Below are 18,337 nucleotides of genomic sequence, written 5' to 3'. Positions count from 1 at the left end.
CTCGCCCAAGGACCGTAGCATACCCCTGGGGGGTAGGCTATCCTTGTCGCCATGACCACACCGAGCACCCCGACCCGGGGCTACACCGCCAGCAAGGACCAGCTGCTCGCGCGGCTGCGCCGCGTCGAGGGCCAGGTCCGCGGCGTGGAGAAGATGGTCGACGACGACCGGTACTGCATCGACGTGCTGACCCAGATCTCGGCGATCCAGGCCGCCCTGGACAAGGTCGCCCTCGGCCTGCTCGACGGTCACGCCCGGCACTGCATGCGCGAGGGGGCCGCCGAGGGCCGCGCCGACGAGATGGCCGCCGAGATGATGGCCGCCGTCGGCCGCCTGATGAAGCGGGGCTGACCGGGCGACCGCTTCCGGCCGGGACCGGGACCTTCGACCCGGCCACCGCGGGCCCACCGCCCCCGGACACCCGCCGTCGGCGCGACTAGCGTCGGAGGTGGCGACCGGGGCCGGCGCCACCGGCACCGGACCGGCCGCCCGAGTCACGGACGGAGGGCGGCCATGATGGGTTACGCCCCGATGGCGGGCCTCATGTGGATCTGGCCGCTGCTGGTGCTGGCCGGCCTGGCGGCCCTGGGCTATCTGACCTACCGGCTGGCGCAGACGCCGCCGTCGACGGCCGCCGCCTCCTCCTCGGCGCGGACGATCCTCGACGAGCGCTACGCGCGCGGCGAGATCGACGACGAGGACTACCAGCGACGGCGGTCGGCGCTGCGGACCGGGGGCTGACCGGCGCGGTCACGCCGACGGGGCCGGGGGCGTCCGGAGCCGCAACAGCTCCGGACGCCCCGGTCGTGACCGCTCAGAGCCGGGCGAGGATCGTCTTCATGGTGTCGATCTCGCCCTGCTGGGCGGAGACGATCTGCTGCGCCATGGCCTTGGCGGCCGCGTTCGCGCCGCTGGCCAACTCCTCCTGCGCCATGGTGATCGCGCCCTCGTGATGAGCGATCATCATGGTCAGGAACTGCCGGTCGAACTGCTGGCCGGAGGCGTCCGCCAGCTTCCCCATGTCGGCGTCGGACATCATGCCCGGCATGCCGTGGTCCAGGTGGCCACCGGCCGGGCTGCCGGACGGGACGGGCCGGCCCCAGGCGGCGAGCCAGCCGGTCATGGTGGCGATCTCCGGCGCCTGAGCGGCCTTGATCTGGGCGGCGAGGCGCTTGACCTCCGGATCCCGGGCCCGGCTGTCGGCCAGCTCCGACATCCGCACCGCCTGCTGGTGGTGCGGGATCATCATCTGGGCGAACATCACGTCGGCGTCGCCGAACGCGGCGGACGCGCCCGCCGAGGGGCCGCCGCTGGCGCCCGCGGCCGGCAGGTCGTGGCCGGAACCGGTTGAGTGGTTGTCGCCGCCGCAGGCGGCCAGGGCGAGAGCGGCGGTGAGGGTCACGCCGGCCATGGCGGCGCGGCGCGCAATGGTACGAGTAGACACGATCGAAACCTTTCGGTGTGGATGACGTACGCAGCGGACTCCGGACGCGGCGTGGCCGCGTCGGGGCGTCCTATCTGCGCAGCACCGACACCGTGGCGAGGCGGAGCCCGACCGGGCGGGGTGGCGGGGCACGCGGCCCACGCGACGGCCCGGCCGAGTGGCGGAGCGCGACGGCGGGGCGGGCCCGGCCGAGCAGCAGCGCCACCAGCAGCAGCGCGACCGTGACGGCGCCAAGCACCGCCAGACAGACACTCCAGCCGCTCGGGGCATCCCCCGGCTCGGCGGGAAGCGCCAGCGCGCCGCCCGGGTGGGCACCGGCCGGCAGCTCAGCGGGAGCGGCCCGCGGACAGCCGTCCCCGGCGCAGCCATCCCCGGCGCAGTCGTCACCGGCCGCCACCCCGTCGAGGTGGCCGGCGAACGACACCGGCGCGGCGGCGTGGGCGACCGGGGCCGCTTCGACCAGGGCGGCGGCGACCCTGACCGCTTCCGAGAGGGCGGCGGGGGCGACCCTGACCGTCTCCGGGAGGGCGGAGGTGACCAGCGCCCGCTGCGACATGGCGGCGACGTGGTCGTCCGGGTGGGACGCGGCGGAGTGCGTGCCGTGACCGATGGTGTGCATGGCGGCCAGCCCGAGCAGGGTGCAGGCGAACAGCAGCAGCCGGGCCCACCACCCGGCAGTCGACGCCGTCGCCGTCCGCATCCGACCACGCTAACCGACCGTTCGAAGGATCAGAGGCGTACCCGGCGCAGCAGCTGGGCGTTGAGCGCCACCACGATCGTCGAGGCGGACATCAGCACCGCGGCGAGCGCCGGGCTGAGCGCCACGCCCGCCCCGGCCAGCACCCCGGCCGCCAGCGGCAGCGCCACCACGTTGTAGCCGGCCGCCCAGGCGAGGTTCTGCCGCATCTTCCGGTACGCCGCCCGGGAGAGCCGGACCACCCCGGCGACTCCGCGCGGGTCGGATGAGGCGAGCACCACCCCGGCCGACTCGATCGCCACGTCGGTGCCCGCCCCGATCGCGATCCCCACGTCGGCCCGGGCCAGCGCCGGTGCGTCGTTGACCCCGTCACCGACCATCGCCACCCGCAGCCCCCGGCGTTGCAGCCCGGTCACCTGCTGGTCCTTGTTGGCGGGCAGCACCTCGGCGAAGACCTCGTCGACGCCGGGCCGGAAGCCGAGGTCCGCGGCGACCGCCTCGGCCACCGTCCGGGCGTCCCCGGTGACCATCGCGATGGTCCGGATCCCCTCGGCGCGCAGCTGGACGATCGCCTCCCGCGCCTCGGGGCGTACCTCGTCGGCGAGGGCGAGCAGGCCGAGGACGGTGTCCGGCAGGCGGACCAGGTGCAGCACCACCGCGCCGCGCTCCGCCCAGCGCCGGGCCGCCGGCTGAAGCGCTTCGGGCAGCTCCAGCCCCCGCTCGCGCAGGAGTGCGAGGCCACCGACCGCGTACGGCGTACCGTCGATGTCGGCCCGGACGCCGCGCCCCGGCAGCGAGCGGAACCCGGCGGCCGGGGCCCGGCCCCCGCGCCCGGCGGCGGTCGCGACGATCGCCCGGGCCAGCGGGTGCTCGCTGTCCGCCTCGACCCCGGCGGCGAGCCGCAGCACCTCGTCCTCGTCGCGGCCCGGCGCGGCGGCGACCCCGACCAGCGCGTGCTCACCCTTGGTGAGGGTGCCGGTCTTGTCGAAGAGCACCACGTCCACGGTGCGCATCCGTTCCAGCGCCAGCCGGTCGCGGACCAGCACGCCGGAGCGGGCGGCCAGCGCGGTGGAGAGCGCGATCACCAGTGGGATGGCCAGGCCGAGCGCGTGCGGGCAGGCGATCACCAGGACCGTCACGGTGCGCACCACCGCCTCGTTCCGCTCGCCCAGCGCGGTCCATACCAGGGCGGTCAGCACGGCGGTCACGGTGGCGACGTAGAAGAGCCAGGCGGCGAAGCGGTCCGCGAGCACCTGCGCCCGCCCGCCGGACTGCTGCGCCTGCGCCACGAGACGCTGGATGCCGGCCAGGGTGGTCTGGTCGCCCACCGCGTCGACGCGTACCCGGATCGCCGAGTCGGTGGCCACGGTGCCGGCCACCACCCGGTCCCCGACGGCCCGGGGCACCGGGCGGGACTCGCCGGTGACCATCGACTCGTCCAGCTCGGCGGCGCCGTCGACGACGCGCCCGTCGGCCGGCACCCGGCCACCGGGGCGCACCAGCACCACGTCTCCCACCCGCAGGTGGCTCACCGGCACCCGCTCGGTACCGCCCTGCGGCCCGATTCGTTCGGCGTCGTCCGGGAGCAGCGCGGCCAGCGCCGCGAGCGCGCCCCGCGCCTGGCCGATCGCCTTCATCTCCTGCCAGTGCCCGAGCAGCATGATGGTGACCAGGGCGGCCAGCTCCCACCAGAAGTCCAGGTCGAAGGCGCCGAGGCTGGTGGCGAGCGAGGCGGCGTACGCGACGGTGATCGCCATCCCGATCAGCAGCATCATCCCCGGGGCCCGGTCGCGCACCTCGCGGACGGCGCCGACCAGGAACGGCCAGCCACCCCACCAGAAGACCACCGAGCCGAGCACCGGCCCGACCAGGGACCGCCCGGGGAACTCCAGGGAGTAGCCGAACCAGTCCATCACCATGTGGCTGGTGGCGACCACGGGCAGCGTCAACGCCAGGCAGACCCAGAACCGACGGCGGAACATCTCCGGGTCGTGGCCGGCGTGCTTGTCGTGCCCGCGAGGCCGGTCGGGCCCGGGGTGCGCAGCGTGGCCGGCATGCTGGTCCATGCCCCCAAGATGCCCCCTGGGGGCGCTGCCGGTGGTACGAACCGGGCGGATCCGCACCGACCCTGGCTACCATTCTCCGGCCATGACACTCCGCCCGCAGCCGCGCCGGCACCCGGAGGGCGGGACCGGGATACGCGTCCCGGTACGCGCGTCCCGCCAGTGAACCGACCGGCCGGCTGACACGTACCCCGCTCTGGATCGTTGGGAGATTCGAAATGGGCGCCGACCACACCCGTCCCGCTCCGTCCGCCCCGCCAGGTGTGCGGCGGATCCTCGTCGCGGTGGTGGTCCCGCTGTTCGTCGTCACGGTGATCGCCGCGTTGGTGCTCTGGCCGGGTGACTCCGGGCAGACCGACGGCGGCACCGAGCCGCCGCGCCACCACGGCACGGTGACCCGGGTGGTGACCGAACCCTGCCCGTCGACGCCGGAGGCCCCCGGAGGGGCGGCCGAGGGCCCGTGCGGGACGGTGACGGTCCGGGTCGAACAGGGCCCGGACAGCGGCAGCCAGGTGGAGACCCCGGTGCCGGCCGGCCCGGGCGCGCCCAGCGTGGCGGTGGGCGACGAGGTGGTGCTGGTCCAACTCTCCGACCCGGCCGCCCCCACGGCCAGCAGCTACCAGATCGCCGAGCACCAGCGGGGCAAGCCCCTGCTGCTGGTGGTGGCGCTCTTCGCGGCGGCGATCGTGGCGTTCGGCCGGCTGCGCGGGCTGGCCGCGCTGGCCGGGCTGGGCGCCAGCTTCGCCATCCTGTTGGCCTTCGTCGTGCCCGGGATCGCCGCGGGCGGCTCACCGCTGCTGATCGCGATCACCGGCTCGGCGTTGATCATGTTCGTGGTGCTGTACCTGACCCACGGAATCACCGCGCAGACCTCGGTCGCGGTCCTCGGCACGCTGGGCAGCCTGGTGCTGACCGGGCTGCTCGGCACCCTGGCCATCGCCGCCACCCACCTGACCGGGTACGGCAGCGAGGAGGCCACCACGCTGTCGATGTACCAGCGCGACGTCGACCTGCACGGGCTGCTGCTGGCCGGCATCATCATCGGCTCGCTCGGGGTGCTCGACGACGTCACGGTCACCCAGGCCGCCACGGTCACCGAGCTGGCGCACGCCAACCCCGGGCTGTCCCGGACGCAGCTCTACCGGGCCGCCACCCGGGTCGGCCGGGCACACATCGCCTCCACGGTCAACACCATCGTGCTCGCGTACGCGGGCGCCTCGCTGCCGCTGCTGCTCCTGCTCACCGCGGACAGCCGGCCGGTGGGCCAGATCCTCACCAGCGAGTTCCTGGCCCAGGAGATCGTCCGCAGCGCGGTGGCGACGCTCGGCCTGGTCGCCGCCGTGCCGCTGACCACCGGGCTGGCCGCGCTGGTGGCCACCGCCGGCCGTGGCCCGGCCGCCGATCCGGCGCGGGGTGCCGGTCCGGCGCCCACGCCCCGCCCCTCCGCCGACCGGGACGCGGCGCTCGAGGCGCTGAGCGCGCCGCGTCACGGCGGACCGTCCACCCCGGCCCCCGCCCGGTGGCCCGAAGCGGAGAGGAGCACGGACACCGTATGGTGACACTCCGCTGCGTGACCGACGACGACGCGGAACCTGACGAACGCGTCACTCGTCACGCAACGCTACGACGAAATAACGCGATTAGTCGGGTTCTGGACGTAGATCCCCGGCACGACTGTCAGGTACCCTCGCTGCCGGTCACCGCCGAAGGCGCGCTGCGGCGCCTGCGGTGCCGCCGCCCAATCGCCGTACGGCGAGCCGGGGAACCAGGTACATGGGGTGAATCCGCGCGAGCGGTAGGGGCCACTTCCGTCCCGAACCCGTCAGCTAACCCGGTCGGCGGTCGACGGAAGGGAACACTGTGACGGCACCCCTGCGCCACTGGTTGACACCGGTGGTGGCCGTGTTCGCCGCCCTGGCCATCCTCGCCGGGCCGACAGCCGCGATCGCCGCCCCCTCGACGCCCACCCCCTCCGGGCACGAGGAGGACGACGAGCCCAAGCTGCTCACCGACGTCATCGAGCTGCGCAACCGCGAGTACTCGAAGGCCAAGACGCAGCTGGAGAAGTCCAAGAAGCGCCAGCAGCAGCTCGGGCTGGAGGTGCGCCGCGCGCAGGAAGAACTGGTGGCGTTGCAGCCGCAGGCCTCCCAGATCGCCGCGCAGTCGTACCGGACCGGCCGGATCGGTGCGGTGGCGATGCTGCTGGAGAGCGACACGCCGGACTCGTTCGTCAGGCGTGCCGCCGCGCTCGACGAGCTGAACATGGTCAACGCACAAAAGCTGGCCGAAATCACCTCCGCCAAGAACCGCGCGGAGCAGGCCAAGCTGGCGCTCGACGCCGAGGTGCGCGAGCAGCAGAAGCTCACCAACGACATGGCCCGGGAGAGTCGGGAGGCGGAGAAGGCCCTCGCGCTGGTCGGCGGCCGGGGCTTCACCGGCGGCCTGGTCGACGCGACGTCGCCGGTCGCCCGCATCGGTCCCGGCCGGACGGCCGACGGCGGCTGGCGTTCCGAGTCGCGCACCGAGAACGACCCGACCACCTCGGGCCTCATCACGCCGCGCACCCTGCACGCGTACAAGGAGGTCCGGCGGGCCGGCTTCAACCGGTTCGCCGGCTGCTACCGGGCGGGCGGGCCGTGGGAGCATCCGAAGGGCAAGGCCTGCGACTGGTCGTTGCAGAACAGCGGCTTCGCCCCGTGGTACAACAAAGACACCCGGATGTACGGCAACAACCTCGCCGCGTTCCTGATCCGCAACGCCGACCGGCTCGGCATCTATTACGTCATCTGGAACCGGCAGATCTGGTTCCCGGCGACCGGATGGAAGTCGTACAGCGGACCGTCGAACCACACCGACCACGTGCACATGTCGATGTTGTAGCGCGCGACACGTACCGAACGAGGGCCGTCCCCGGTGGGGGCGGCCCTCGTCGCGTCGCGGGATTCAGCCGGCGACGGCGGCCGCGCGGTCGGCCTGGGCCGGCGCGGCGGCGGGCCCGCCGGCGGGCACTGCGGCCACCGTCCGCGCCTCGCCGGCGCTGAGCCGGTACGACATGCCGACCACCGCGCACCGCCCGGCGGCAACCGCGCCGGCCAGGACGGCGGAGTTGCCGAGCAGCGCCTCCACCGTGTGCGCGATGTGGATGTCCACGATCTCGTCGATGTCGTCGACGCCCTGCTCGGCGGCCCGCCGGAGGCTGGGCGCCACCGCGTCCACCACCGCCCGCAGGTGGCCGGCGGGCGACGTGCCGGTACGCGCGGCGTCCCGGGCGGCCTGCACGGCCCCGCAGGAGTCGTGACCGAGCACCACCACCAGCGGGGTGCCCAGCACGCTCACCGCGTACTCGACGCTGCCCAGCACCTCGGGGCCGGCGGTGTGCCCGGCGGTCCGGACCACGAAGAGGTCACCCAGGCCCCGGTCGAAGATGATCTCGGCGGCGAGGCGGGAGTCGGAGCAGCCCACGATCACCGCGAACGGGTGCTGCCCGTCGGCGACCGCCGCCCGGTGACGGGAGTCCTGGTTGGGGTGGCGCTGCGCCCCCGTGACGAAGCGCCGGTTGCCGGCGTGCAGTTCGGCGAGCGCCTGCGCCGGATCGGTCAGGGTCATTGCCTCACCTCGGGTCCTCGCGTGATCGGCCTGGTCACACCGGCCGGCGACGGAGGCGGCCTCGCTCCCCACGGTCACACGCAGCGAAAGGTGCGTCAAGATTTACGTGATATGGATTTCATGCTTCACCGCAGACTGGCGGGCCGGGCCGGGCCGGGCCGGGCCGGGCCGGGCCGCAAAGGTTCCGGTGCGGGGAGGCCAGGGCCGTAAAGCCGACAGGCTGGCCATACCATGGCGGGCATGGCGACGACAGCGGAGAACGGGAGCACCCGAAACTGGACGTTCCTCACCAACCACGCGCACGTGCTGCTCGCCATCGCCCGCAACCCCACCGCCCGGCTGCGGGACGTCGCCAGCGAGGTGGGGGTGACCGAGCGGGCCGCACAGGCGATCGTGGCCGACCTGGAGGCCGGCGGATACCTGCGCCGCACCCGGGTGGGCCGCCGCAACGAGTACACGGTCAACCCGCGCGGCCACTTCCGGCACCCGGCCGAGGCCGACCGCCAGGTGGGCGACCTGCTCGCCCTCTTCACCAGCGAGCCCGCCGAGTCCACCTCCTGACCGCCGCCGCCGTCGCCCACCGGAGGCGGCCGAGCATCCGCCCGCACGTCCGGCCGCCGTTCACCTCCGGTGCGAGCCGGGTACGGAGGCGGCCGGGATGCCCGTCGCCCCGCGGCCGGCACGACGGCGGTAATCTCAGCGCGTGCGCGAAAGCTTCCGGCCGGCTGAGACGGCGGTGACCGGGCCCGCCGGGCGTCCATCCCGGACGGTCCTCGGTGGAGTGTTGGCGGCCCTGCTCGCCTCGCTCGTCGTGCCGCCGGCACCGGCCGGGGCGGCACCGAACTGCCCCGGCCCGGCCGGCGGTGCCGCCCCCGCCGAGACACCGTGGGCGCTGCGCCGGCTCGACCCGGCGGCCGCCTGGCGGATCACCCGGGGCGAACGGGTCACCGTGGCAGTGATCGACTCAGGTGTCTCCCCCACCCATCCGCTGCTCAAGGGGCAGGTGCGCGAGGGCCGCGACTTCAACGGCCTGCCCTCGATGCAGGGCCGGTGCGACCTGGCCGGCCACGGCACCATGGTCGCCGGGATCATCGCCGGGCGGGACGACACCGGCGCCCCGTACAGCGGCATCGCCCCCGCGGCCCGGATCCTGCCGGTCCGGGTGCTGCCCAACACTGAGCGCACCAACGACCTCGAACTGCCCGTGCAGATCGCGAACGCGATCCGCTGGTCGACCGACCAGGGCGTCCAGGTGATCAACCTGTCGCTGGTCACCGTGGACCATCCCGAGCTCGCCCGCGCCGTCGACTACGCGCTCGGCAAGGGCGTCGTGATGGTGGCCGCCGCCGGCAACCGGCAGCAGGAGCAGCAGGACCTGCCGGCGTACCCCGCCGCGTACCCGGGGGTGATCGCGGTGGCCGGGGTCGACCGGGAGGGCGGTCACGTCGGCAGCTCGGTCAGCGGCAACTACGTGGACATCGCCGCTCCCGGGCTGGACATCGTCGGCCCGGCCCCGTCCGGTCAGGGCTACCGCGCCGAGCCGCAGGGCGGCACCAGCTTCGCCGCCGCGTACGTCTCCGGTGCGGCGGCGCTGGTCCGCTCCGCCCGGCCCGACCTCACCCCGGAACAGGTCGCCTACCGGCTCACCCGCACCGCCGACAACCCGCCCGAGGGGCACGACCCCGAGCTCGGGTACGGGGTGGTGAACCCGTACCGGGCGCTGACCAGCCTGCTCGGCACCCGGACCGACCCGCCGGTCGGGGCGATGCCGCCACCCGGGGCGACGGCCGACCCGCTGGGCTGGCAGCGCACCGTGTCGCTCTGGGTCGCCGGGGCCGGGGCGGTGCTCGCCGTGGCGCTGCTGGCCGCCCGGCCGATCGTGGCCCTGGGCCGCCGGCGGAGGTGGCGGCCCGGCCGGCGCACCGAGACCGCCGACACCTGACCGACGGCTGACGGCTGGCGGATGACGGCCGGTGAACAGCCCTCGCGGCCCCGACGAGTGGCACCGGCTCCGCCCGGCCCGACCGCCCTGCCCGACTCGACCGTCCTGCCGGGAACGGCGGAGCGCCGCCCACGTGACCGCGGGCGGCGCTCCAAAGGTGAAGCCTCAGCGCAGGATGCCGGGCGCGGCGTCGCCGTCCGCGCCCCAGACGTCCTCGTCCTCCTCCAGCCAGCTGTTACGGGGAGCCTCCTCCTCGCCGTAGCCGGCACCGTGGCCCGCGCCCATGCCGCCGATGCCGCCCTTGACGCCGGCGCCCCGGGCGGCCGCGCCCTTGCCGGCACCGGCACCGCCACGACCCGCGCCGCCCCGGCCGGCGCCCGCACCGGCCCCGCCACCCATCATCCCGGGCATGCCGCTGCTGACCGCCTTGCCGAGGGCGCCACCGCCGGGGATCGTGCCGGTGGCGCCGCCGGGACCGGCACCACCGCCGAGACCACCGCCGGAACCGAGGCCCGTGGTGCTGGGCAGGCCACCGCCGCCGAGACCCCCGCCGAGCGGGGTGCCGCCGCCGCCGGCACCGGCCAGACCGCTGCCGTACTCGTCGCCGAGGCTGCCGCTGCCGCTGCCGCCGTAGCCGCCGTAGCCGCCGGCGCCGGAGGCGAGGTCGGGGTGGGCGCCGGAGCCGATGGCCGGGCCGCCCGAGCCGAGGCTGGGGGGCGGGTCGATGCCGCCCCCCGGGGGCTTGTCGCCGAGGCTCCCGATGGGGGGCTTGTCGCCGAGGCTCCCGATGGAGGGCTTTCCGCCGATGTCCGGCACCTTGCCGTGACTACCGCCGCCGCCGCCATCGTCCAGGTTCGGCTTCTTGAAGTCGTCGTGGATCGTGGGGGTCTTGGTGGTGTTCGGCTCGTCGAGATTCGAGTCGATCGTCAGGTACTCGCCGCTGACCTGCTGGTAGACCTTGGTGGCGTCGCCGGTCTTGTCGTTGAACCAGTCGACCATCGAGCTGATCGGGTCGGCCAGGCCGAGGAAGTCCGGCTTGACCTTCATCTCGAAGAACCCGGCGTTGATCGTGATCCGGCCGTTGCGGGCCTCCAGCACGTCGTTGACACAGCTCGCCGGGATCGGGAACTCGGCCTGAGCAACGCTCAGCTTGTCCGCCGCGTCCTTCAGCGAGTGCACGATGCCGCCCCGGCTCTCGGCGTCGGCGACCACCTCGCCGGTGCTCTTCGCGAGCCCCTCGATGTGGGTCTTGAACGCCTCGTACGCCGGGCCCTTCCAGGTCTCGCCGAGATCCTTGACGTTGGTCTCGAGGTTCTGCTTGACCGTGTTCAGGTTCTTCAGCAGCTGCTCCCAGCCGAAGGCGGCGCTGGTGACGTCACCGGGCCTGCCGTCGATGACGATCTGCTGGCACATCTCTTCCCAACTCGGCATCTGCCGCCTCCCCCGACTCAGTTCTTCCCGGCGCGGCTGGACGCGCTGTTGAAGGCGTTCTCCATCTGGTTGGCGTTCATCCTGTTGCGCTCATCGGCCGTGTCGTAGTTCTCCTTGACCTTCCGGAGCGCGTTGGCGGCCTTCCAGAGCTCACCGGCGAGCTCCCGCAGCCTCCGCTGGGTGCTCTCGTAGAGACCGGCATGCTTCGTGGCGAGGGCGTTGGCCCGCTCGAAGCTGCCGAGCGGGCTCTTCTCACCGCCGGCGCCCGGCACCGCCGAGGCGGCGTTGCGCATCCACTTCCGGATGTCCTCTTCCATCTTGTAGGACTGCTGGTTGAGGAACTCGGCGTGGTCGTCCAGCCACGTGATCGCCTTGTCGAGGGTCGAGGCGTCCCACTCCGTCTTGGCACCCGCTCCGCCGGGGGCGGGGGTGAGATGCGTCGGCTTGTGCGCCTTGTTGACGTTGTCCAACGAGACGCCGTCGTAGTAGACGAACGGCGTGATGGTGGGTGCCACCGGGACGTTGGGCGTGTCGATCTCGATCCTGTCCGACTGCTGCGTCCTGTCGTCCGTCATCGGTTCCTCCCCGTCGCCGACAGACTCTCTGGCTTACTGGTGGTGCCCGCCGGGGCCCGGTGGGGCCGCCGGTGGGGGCGTCGCCCCGGGCTGGGGCCAGGGGGCGCCCTGCGGTGCCGCACCGGGCGGGCCGTAGGCACCCGGTGCCTGCGGCGGGACCGCCCCGGGCGCCCCGTACGGCGCGGGAACGGCCGGTGGGTACGGGCCACGGGCGCCCGGCACGGTGGCCGGCGGCACGGCGTAGCCGGACGGCCCCGCGTAGCCGGACGGCCCCGGGAAGCCGGACGGTGGCGGGAAGCCGGGGCCGGCCGGCGGGGCAGCCCGCCGGCGGGACCGGCGCACCAGCACGATCACCAGGATCGCCACCGCGATCGGCACCAACAGGCAGAGCGCGCCCTGGATCAGGGCACCGGTGCCGTTCGTCACACCGAACGAGACGAGCGGGCCGTCGTCCTTCGACCGCTCCGGCAGCGGCTGCGACCCGTTCTCGGCGTCACCCCCGGCCGGCGCGCCGGCCAGCAGCGGGTTGCTCGACACGTTCGGCACCGAGCGGGTCAGCGCCGCCACCGGGTCCACCGCCCCGAACCCGTACGCGTCGTCCCGGCCGGCGGGACCCCGGTCCTGGGCCGTGCGGATCAGGCGGTTCACCACGTTGGCCGCGTCCAGGTTCGGGTACTTCGCCCGGACCAACGCCGCCACGCCGGACACGATCGCCGCCGACTCACTGGTGCCGCTGCTCACGCCGTAGCCGTTGTCGGAAACCGAGGTGGGCAGCGGTGTGATGATCTCCTCCATCGGCGCGGCCAGCACGGCCTCCGGGCCCCGCACGCTGCCGCCGAAGAAGGAGCCGTCCTTGGCCACGCCGGTCACCGCGATGACTCCGGGGATGTCCGCCGGCGTGGCGACGTCGACGTAGCCCTGCTTGGTGTTGCCGGCGCCGGCGACGAGCACCACGCCCTTGTCGAGGGCGTAGCGGACGGCCGCCACCTCCTCCGGCGTCGCCGCCCGCTTGGCGCCCAGAGACATGTTGACCACGTCCGCGCCGTGGTCGACCGCCCAGCGGATGCCCTCCGCGAGCTCTCCGGCCTCAAGCGTGCCGCCGATGGAGACCGGCAGGATCTTCGCCTCCGGCGCGATGCCGAGCTGCCGCATCGCGCCGCCGCCACGCCCGGCGATGACGCCCGCCATGGCCGTGCCGTGCGCGATCTTGTCGTCGGTGCCCCAGCCCTTCGCGGACGCGTCCGTGCCGGTGCCGTAGCCGGGGAGGACCTGGCCGCGCAGGTCGGGGACGTCGGGTTCGACGCCGGTGTCGAGGACGGCGACGACGACGCCGCGCCCCTTGGTGATCTTGTGGGCCTGCGGGATCTTCAGCTCGTCGAGATACCACTGGAGGCCGCGTACCGTGTCGGCCGCGCGGGCCGGCGCCGGCGTCACCAGCGGAACCGTGCCGGCGGCGACCACCAGCGCCAGCGCGGCCATGGTGGACCTCAGCACCGGCCGGAGATTTTTCCGCATACGCATGACACTCCCAGGACCTCGACGACTGGCAACGCAGTGCGGCTCCGGTCCGGTCGAGCCGGACCGGAGCCGCGACGGCTGATTATCTCAGCCCCACACCTTGGCGTTGCTCATCTCGGTGGAGACGTAGTTCTCGCGAGCCACGCCGACCGCACCGCCGATCTCGTTCAGGATGCGGTTGATGTCGCGGACCGCGCTGTCCCACTGCGCCTGGTGCTGCTCGTAGGCGGCCCGGTCCTGGCCGTCCCACTGGAGCTTCGACAGCATGGAGCGCAGCGTGTCCAGCTTCTCGTCGATGGTCCGCGAGATGGACTGCATCTGCTGGTTGGCGCTCTCCAGGACCGCGTAGTCGACCTTGATGCTCATGAGTTCCTCCCCTGCTCTTCTCGGCGGATCACGGGTTGAGAGCAGAGTGGAACTTGTCCAGCATCTGCTGCTGCTCTTCGTCGTTGACCTGGTGCGTCGTACCCGACTTGTCGAGCAGGTCGGCGATGTCGTCCATCGCCGTCAGCAGCTTGACCGTGTCCTCGTTCCAGCGCGTCATCAGCGACTGGAAGCCCGTGGACGCCTGTCCCTTCCAGGCGATGGCCAGGTCGTCGACCACGTTCCACAGCTTCTTCAGCTCGCCGTCGACCTCGCTGCGCGTGGACCGCACGTCACTCGCGGCGGTATGCAGAGTCGCTGCTTCGACCTCGAACGCCATGCTTCACACCCTTCCGTCATGTTGTGGCGGCGGAAACTGCCGCGCCCTCCCCCGCGGCAAGGCCAACACCCCACCGACGGACACTCCGTATAAGACGGTAGCCCACTGCGGCCAGCCTGCGCAGCCCTGCCCGAGCCGGCACTGATACGCACCGTGACTCATTGTGGACAACGCCGGCGTCCCGCGTCGAGAGGTTCCCACCAATCGACCACCGCGCCTGTCGTGTCAGGGCGACCGGGCCAAACCCGGCCGCCCCGGTCACACCGGCTCGATCCAGGCGGTCTGGATCAACTGCTGGCCGTCCCGACGACGGACCAGGGTGCCCCGGCCGGGCGGCTGCGGGCTGGGCCGCAGCGTGCCGAAGACCGCGCCCTCCTCCCGGTTGCCGGACATCAGCAGGCCCGGCGAGTCCAGCTCGCGCAGGCGTTGCAGCACCGGCTCGTAGAGGGCTCGGGCGATGCCGCCGGCCCGCCGGGTGATGATCAGGTGCAGGCCGATGTCACGGGCCTGTGGGAGCAGCTCGTGCAGGGCGCTGAGCGGGTTGCTGCCGCCCGAGGCGACCAGGTCGTAGTCGTCGACCAGGATGTAGAGGTCCGGCCCCTTCCACCAGCTGCGGTCCCGCAGCTGCGCGGTGGTGACGTCGGGACCGGGCAGCCGGTTCTGCAGGGCGGTGCGGATGGACCCGAGGCCCTGGCTGAACACCTGGTTCGACGGCGCGTAGTCGAGCAGGTGGTCACCCTCGACCGCGCCGAGCAGGCCACGCCGGTAGTCGGCGATGACGATCCGCGCCTGGGCCGGGGTGTACCGCTCGGTGATGCCCCGGGCGATCACCCGCAGCACGTTGGTCTTGCCGCACTCCGCGTCGCCGAAGATCGTGAGGTGCGGCTCGTTCGCCAGGTCGAGGTGGACCGGCGCGAGCGCCGACTCGTTGACCCCGATCGGCAGGCCCGGCGCCGACCGGTCCGCGATCCGGACCAACTCGGTGAAGGGCAGCTTTCGCGGCAGCAGCCGGACCTTCGGGGCCGGACTGCCCGGCCAGGCGTCCGCGACGTGCCTGGCCAGCTTGACCGACGCCTCGGTCAGGTCGTCGATGTCACGACGGTTGTCGATCCGGGAGACCGCGGTGAGGAAGTGCAGCTTGTCCCGGGTGAGGCCGCGGCCCGGCACGCCGGTCGGCACGTTCGCCGCGGCCCGCCGGTCGATCTCCGACTCGTTGGCGTCACCCAGCCGCAGCTCCAGTTTGGTGCCGAGCAGGTCCCGCATGTTGATCCGGACCTCCGCCCAGCGCACCGCGGTCAGCACCACGTGCACGCCGAAGCCCAGGCCACGGTTGGCCAGGGTGGTGATGGTCTGCTCCAGCTCCTCGTACTCCTGGCGCAGCGTGTTCCAGCCGTCCACCACGAGGAAGACGTCACCGAACGGGTCGTCGGCGAACTCACCGGCGGCCCGGCGCCGGCGGTAGCTGGCGACCGAGTCGATGCCGTGCTGGGCGAAACGGTTCTCCCGGTCGTCCAGGACCGCCACCACCTCGGCCACCGTACGGCGCACCGCCTCGGTGTCGCGGCGGCCGGCCACCCCGGAGACGTGCGGCAGCCCGTCCAGGCTGCGCAGCGCCCCGCCACCGAAGTCGAGGCAGAAGAACTGCACCTCGCGCGGGGTGTGGGTGAGCGCGAGCGAAGCGATCATCGAGCGGAGCAGGGTGCTCTTGCCGCTGAGCGAGGCGCCCACGATGACCACGTTGCCGCCCGCGCCCGCCAGCTCGACCATCATCGGGTCGCGCCGCTGCTCGTACGGGCGGTCGACCACGCCGACCGGGACGCTGAGCTGCCCCCGGCCCGGCCAGGTCGCGGTGCAGAGCCCGAAGGTCGAATGGACGGCCAGCGGCGGGAGCAGCTCGGACAGGCTCGGCGGCTCGGCCAGCGGCGGCAGCCACACCTGGTGGGCCGGGGCACCCCGACTCTTGAGCCGCTCGATGAGCACGTCCAGCATCGCCACGGCCTTGCCGTCGGCCGGCTTCTCCTCGGCCGGCGCCACCTCGACCGGCGTCTGCGGCACCTGCACCGGCACGAAGTTCACCCCGTACGGCACGATCCGGCGCTGCACCAGCGCCCGGGACGACCGGGGATTCTGCCCCGGCGCCCGGTACGGCCCGGAGACGTACGCCGCCCGGAACCGCAGCATGGTGCTGGTGTCGGTCTTCAGGTAGCCGTGACCCGGCGCGTTCGGCAGCTCGTACGCGTCGGGCACGCCGAGCACGATCCGGCTCTCCACCGCCGAGAAGGTCCGCAGACCGATCCGGTACGACAGGTGGGTGTCGAGTCCCCGCAACTTCCCCTCTTCCAGCCGCTGGCTCGCGAGCAGCAGGTGCACGCCCAGCGAGCGGCCGAGCCGGCCGATCATCACGAAGAGGTCGATGAAGTCCGGCTTGGCGGCGAGCAGCTCGCTGAACTCGTCGCAGATGATCAGCAGGCTCGGCATCGGGGCGAGCGGCTCACCGGCGGCCCGGGCCTTCTCGTAGTCGAACCGGGAGACGTAGTTTCCGGCGGCCCGCAGCACCTCCTGCCGGCGGGTCATCTCACCGGCGAGCGCGTCGCGCATCCGGTCGACCAGCGGCAGCTCGTCGGCCAGGTTGGTGATCACGGCGCTGGTGTGCGGCAGCGCGTCCAGCGAAGCGAAGGTCGCGCCACCCTTGAAGTCGACCAGGACGAAGTTGAGCTCCTCGGACGAGTGGGTCACCGCCAGGGCGCCGACGATGGTCCGCAGCAGCTCGCTCTTGCCGGAACCGGTCGCGCCGATGATCAGGCCGTGCGGTCCCATGCCCTCGTGCGCGGACTCCTTGAAGTCCAGTTCGACGACGTTGCCGTCCGGCCCCACGCCGAGCGGGATGCGCAGCCGGTCCCGGTGGCTGCGGGGCCGCCAGGTCTGCTGCACGTCCACCGCCGCCGCGTCGCCGACGCCGAGCAGGTCGGGCAGCTCCATGCTGCGGGCCAGCGGCTCCTCCGAGGTGGTCTGCTGCTGGGAGAGCCGGTACGGCGCGATCTGCCGGGCCAGCCCCTCGGCGGCCTCGGCGCTGAGCCGGTCCGGCGTGCCGAGGCGGGAGCTGGAGCTGCCCCGGACCAGCTCCAGCGAACTGCCGTCACCGGCGTCCAGGCAGAGCAGCCAGCGGCCGGCGTCGCGGGGGATGGCGCCGGAGAGATCGATCGTGGTGGCGCCGAGCAGGCCCGGCCCCATCAGCTGGCAGGTCGCCGACACCTCACCGCCGTCGATCACCACCACCACGTGCGGGGCGGTGGTCAGCGGCTTGGCCTCCGGGGCGAAGCGGGGCCGCCCGGCCAGCTCGGCGGCGAGCGACTCCTCGGCCTCGGCCAGGCTGGCGAAGACCAGCCGGCGGGCCCCGGCGGCGTCGGTCCGCGCGCTGTGGTGGACGTGCGGCAGCCACTTGACCCAGTCCCACACCTGCTGCCGGTCGGGCGCGGCGACCACCGCCAGGATCAGGTCGTCGGGGGCGTGGAAGGTGGCCAGCTGGGCCAGCGCGGCCCGGGTCAGGTCCAGCACCGGCTCGCGGTCGCCGCGCAGCACGATCCGGCTGAACGCCCGCAGGGACAGCGCGGTGGGCAGCTCGGGCACGCTGGAGTGGGCCCGGACGAACCGGCGCAGCGCGATCGCGCTCATCGGCTCCAGGTCCTCCACCGGCTTGGTCTCCGGCGGGACGATCTCCACGGCGAGGCGCTGCGGGCCGGTGGCGATCCGGGCCTCACCGAAGTCGTCCTCGGTGATCCGCCGCTCCCACATCCGCCGGGAGGCGGCGATCGACCAGAGCGCGTCCGGTTCCGGGTGCCGCCAGGTCATTGCGGCCCGCTGCTGCTCGGCGGCGCGGCGGGTCCGCTTGCGCATCTGGGCCAGATAGCGCATGTAGTCGCGCCGCTCGGCGTTCAGCTCGGCCTTGTCGTTGCCGCCGTTGCCGAGCGTGCCGATCGCCATGCCCAACATGGACACGCCGAACAGGCCGCCGACGACGTACGTCATCATGCCGCCGCCCCGGCCGGCGTAGAGGAACGCCATCGCGCCGACGCCACAGAACATCGGCAGGATCATCAACAGCTGGCCCATGCCTCGAGGCGTCTGTTCGGGCAGCTCCGGAGGGGACTCCAGCAGCACCTCGCCGCGCGGCAGCGCGGGCCCCGATTGACGCGGAAGCCGGCGGAACACCACCGTGCTCACGGCTGTCTCCTCCCCAGAAGCGGCCCTGATGCGGTTTCGCGACCGACCTGAGTCGTCGGGTGGGCATCGTACGTGCCCGCCATCGTAGGTAATCTCCCCTGGGCGTCGTGGACCCACGGGGGCGAGGCCGCCGGCCG

General features: G+C 73.4%; 16 protein-coding genes and 1 riboswitch. Of the genes, 6 read left to right on the top strand and 10 right to left on the bottom strand.

The features are described from left to right. The first annotated feature begins 51 nt into the window (after positions 1 to 51). Both ABZ807_RS10555 and ABZ807_RS10550 read left to right on the top strand, forming a co-directional pair. Positions 52 to 351 carry a metal-sensitive transcriptional regulator gene (locus tag ABZ807_RS10555; protein ID WP_357155088.1) on the top strand — a complete coding sequence of 100 codons (300 nt, stop codon included), beginning with the start codon at positions 52 to 54 and terminating at the stop codon, positions 349 to 351. Positions 352 to 513: 162 nt separating this feature from the next. Further along, positions 514 to 741 carry an SHOCT domain-containing protein gene (locus ABZ807_RS10550; protein WP_357155086.1) on the top strand — a complete coding sequence of 76 codons (228 nt, stop codon included), beginning with the start codon at positions 514 to 516 and terminating at the stop codon, positions 739 to 741. A 73-nt stretch (positions 742 to 814) separates the two neighbouring features. On the opposite strand, the gene ABZ807_RS10545 is transcribed toward ABZ807_RS10550, so the two are convergent. The 3 genes from ABZ807_RS10545 to ABZ807_RS10535 all read right to left on the bottom strand — a co-directional run bounded on the left by ABZ807_RS10545 (position 815) and on the right by ABZ807_RS10535 (position 4,207). Next, positions 815 to 1,411: a DUF305 domain-containing protein gene (locus ABZ807_RS10545; RefSeq protein WP_357155242.1), complete on the bottom strand. Its 597-nt coding sequence runs from the start codon at positions 1,409 to 1,411 to the stop codon at positions 815 to 817. A gap of 103 nt (positions 1,412 to 1,514) precedes the next feature. Further along, positions 1,515 to 2,144 (bottom strand): hypothetical protein, encoded by a 630-nt coding sequence (locus ABZ807_RS10540; RefSeq protein ID WP_357155085.1) that lies wholly within the window; start codon positions 2,142 to 2,144, stop codon positions 1,515 to 1,517. 29 nt (positions 2,145 to 2,173) lie between these two features. Then, positions 2,174 to 4,207 (bottom strand): heavy metal translocating P-type ATPase, encoded by a 2,034-nt coding sequence (locus ABZ807_RS10535; protein ID WP_357155084.1) that lies wholly within the window; start codon positions 4,205 to 4,207, stop codon positions 2,174 to 2,176. A gap of 215 nt (positions 4,208 to 4,422) precedes the next feature. Here ABZ807_RS10535 and ABZ807_RS10530 point away from each other — a divergent pair, with 215 nt between their 5' ends. Both ABZ807_RS10530 and ABZ807_RS10525 read left to right on the top strand, forming a co-directional pair. Further along, on the top strand, positions 4,423 to 5,763 hold the full coding sequence (locus ABZ807_RS10530) for a YibE/F family protein (protein WP_357155082.1): 1,341 nt from the start codon (positions 4,423 to 4,425) through the stop codon (positions 5,761 to 5,763). A gap of 166 nt (positions 5,764 to 5,929) precedes the next feature. Next, a riboswitch (cyclic di-AMP (ydaO/yuaA leader) is annotated at positions 5,930 to 6,060 on the top strand. Positions 6,061 to 6,064: 4 nt separating this feature from the next. Then, complete coding sequence (locus ABZ807_RS10525; protein ID WP_357155080.1) at positions 6,065 to 7,084, top strand: hypothetical protein; 1,020 nt, start codon at positions 6,065 to 6,067, stop codon at positions 7,082 to 7,084. 63 nt (positions 7,085 to 7,147) lie between these two features. Here ABZ807_RS10525 and ABZ807_RS10520 read toward each other — a convergent pair whose 3' ends face one another. After that, complete coding sequence (locus tag ABZ807_RS10520) at positions 7,148 to 7,810, bottom strand: carbonic anhydrase (protein ID WP_357155079.1); 663 nt, start codon at positions 7,808 to 7,810, stop codon at positions 7,148 to 7,150. A 231-nt stretch (positions 7,811 to 8,041) separates the two neighbouring features. On the opposite strand from ABZ807_RS10520, the gene ABZ807_RS10515 reads away from it, so the two are divergent. Beyond that, positions 8,042 to 8,371, top strand: a complete 330-nt coding sequence (locus ABZ807_RS10515) for a helix-turn-helix domain-containing protein (RefSeq protein ID WP_357155077.1) — start codon at positions 8,042 to 8,044, stop codon at positions 8,369 to 8,371. Between the two features lie 142 nt (positions 8,372 to 8,513). Next, positions 8,514 to 9,752: a type VII secretion-associated serine protease mycosin gene (gene mycP / locus ABZ807_RS10510; RefSeq protein ID WP_357155075.1), complete on the top strand. Its 1,239-nt coding sequence runs from the start codon at positions 8,514 to 8,516 to the stop codon at positions 9,750 to 9,752. A gap of 165 nt (positions 9,753 to 9,917) precedes the next feature. On the opposite strand, the gene ABZ807_RS10505 is transcribed toward mycP, so the two are convergent. The 6 genes from ABZ807_RS10505 to eccCa form a co-directional block, all read right to left on the bottom strand. Next, positions 9,918 to 11,183: a hypothetical protein gene (locus tag ABZ807_RS10505; protein WP_357155073.1), complete on the bottom strand. Its 1,266-nt coding sequence runs from the start codon at positions 11,181 to 11,183 to the stop codon at positions 9,918 to 9,920. Between the two features lie 17 nt (positions 11,184 to 11,200). Beyond that, entirely contained in the window at positions 11,201 to 11,758 is a 558-nt protein-coding gene (locus ABZ807_RS10500) for a hypothetical protein (RefSeq protein WP_357155071.1), read from the bottom strand. Between the two features lie 33 nt (positions 11,759 to 11,791). Beyond that, positions 11,792 to 13,252: a S8 family serine peptidase gene (locus ABZ807_RS10495; protein ID WP_357155069.1), complete on the bottom strand. Its 1,461-nt coding sequence runs from the start codon at positions 13,250 to 13,252 to the stop codon at positions 11,792 to 11,794. A 111-nt stretch (positions 13,253 to 13,363) separates the two neighbouring features. Next, the gene (locus ABZ807_RS10490) at positions 13,364 to 13,642 is read right to left on the bottom strand and encodes a WXG100 family type VII secretion target (protein ID WP_357155068.1); all 279 of its coding nucleotides are present in this window, start codon (positions 13,640 to 13,642) and stop codon (positions 13,364 to 13,366) included. A 28-nt stretch (positions 13,643 to 13,670) separates the two neighbouring features. Further along, positions 13,671 to 13,979: a WXG100 family type VII secretion target gene (locus ABZ807_RS10485; RefSeq protein WP_357108410.1), complete on the bottom strand. Its 309-nt coding sequence runs from the start codon at positions 13,977 to 13,979 to the stop codon at positions 13,671 to 13,673. Between the two features lie 258 nt (positions 13,980 to 14,237). Beyond that, positions 14,238 to 18,200, bottom strand: coding sequence for a type VII secretion protein EccCa (gene eccCa, locus ABZ807_RS10480; RefSeq protein WP_357155066.1), 3,963 nt, complete (start codon positions 18,198 to 18,200; stop codon positions 14,238 to 14,240). Between the last annotated feature and the right edge of the window lie 137 nt (positions 18,201 to 18,337).

Origin of the sequence: Micromonospora sp. NPDC047548 (genome assembly GCF_040642975.1) — a bacterium.
Lineage (GTDB): Bacteria > Actinomycetota > Actinomycetes > Mycobacteriales > Micromonosporaceae > Micromonospora.
This window is presented reverse-complemented; position numbering and strand designations above follow the sequence as displayed.

Coding starts and splice junctions, on each gene's coding strand:
- ABZ807_RS10485 (WP_357108410.1), bottom strand. CDS start 13,979: ATGGCGTTCGAGGTCGAAGCAGCGACTCTGCATACCGCCGCGAGTGAC.
- ABZ807_RS10500 (WP_357155071.1), bottom strand. CDS start 11,758: ATGACGGACGACAGGACGCAGCAGTCGGACAGGATCGAGATCGACACG.
- ABZ807_RS10550 (WP_357155086.1), top strand. CDS start 514: ATGATGGGTTACGCCCCGATGGCGGGCCTCATGTGGATCTGGCCGCTG.
- ABZ807_RS10540 (WP_357155085.1), bottom strand. CDS start 2,144: ATGCGGACGGCGACGGCGTCGACTGCCGGGTGGTGGGCCCGGCTGCTG.
- ABZ807_RS10555 (WP_357155088.1), top strand. CDS start 52: ATGACCACACCGAGCACCCCGACCCGGGGCTACACCGCCAGCAAGGAC.
- ABZ807_RS10530 (WP_357155082.1), top strand. CDS start 4,423: ATGGGCGCCGACCACACCCGTCCCGCTCCGTCCGCCCCGCCAGGTGTG.
- ABZ807_RS10490 (WP_357155068.1), bottom strand. CDS start 13,642: ATGAGCATCAAGGTCGACTACGCGGTCCTGGAGAGCGCCAACCAGCAG.
- ABZ807_RS10545 (WP_357155242.1), bottom strand. CDS start 1,411: ATGGCCGGCGTGACCCTCACCGCCGCTCTCGCCCTGGCCGCCTGCGGC.
- ABZ807_RS10520 (WP_357155079.1), bottom strand. CDS start 7,810: ATGACCCTGACCGATCCGGCGCAGGCGCTCGCCGAACTGCACGCCGGC.
- ABZ807_RS10515 (WP_357155077.1), top strand. CDS start 8,042: ATGGCGGGCATGGCGACGACAGCGGAGAACGGGAGCACCCGAAACTGG.
- ABZ807_RS10505 (WP_357155073.1), bottom strand. CDS start 11,183: ATGCCGAGTTGGGAAGAGATGTGCCAGCAGATCGTCATCGACGGCAGG.
- ABZ807_RS10535 (WP_357155084.1), bottom strand. CDS start 4,207: ATGGACCAGCATGCCGGCCACGCTGCGCACCCCGGGCCCGACCGGCCT.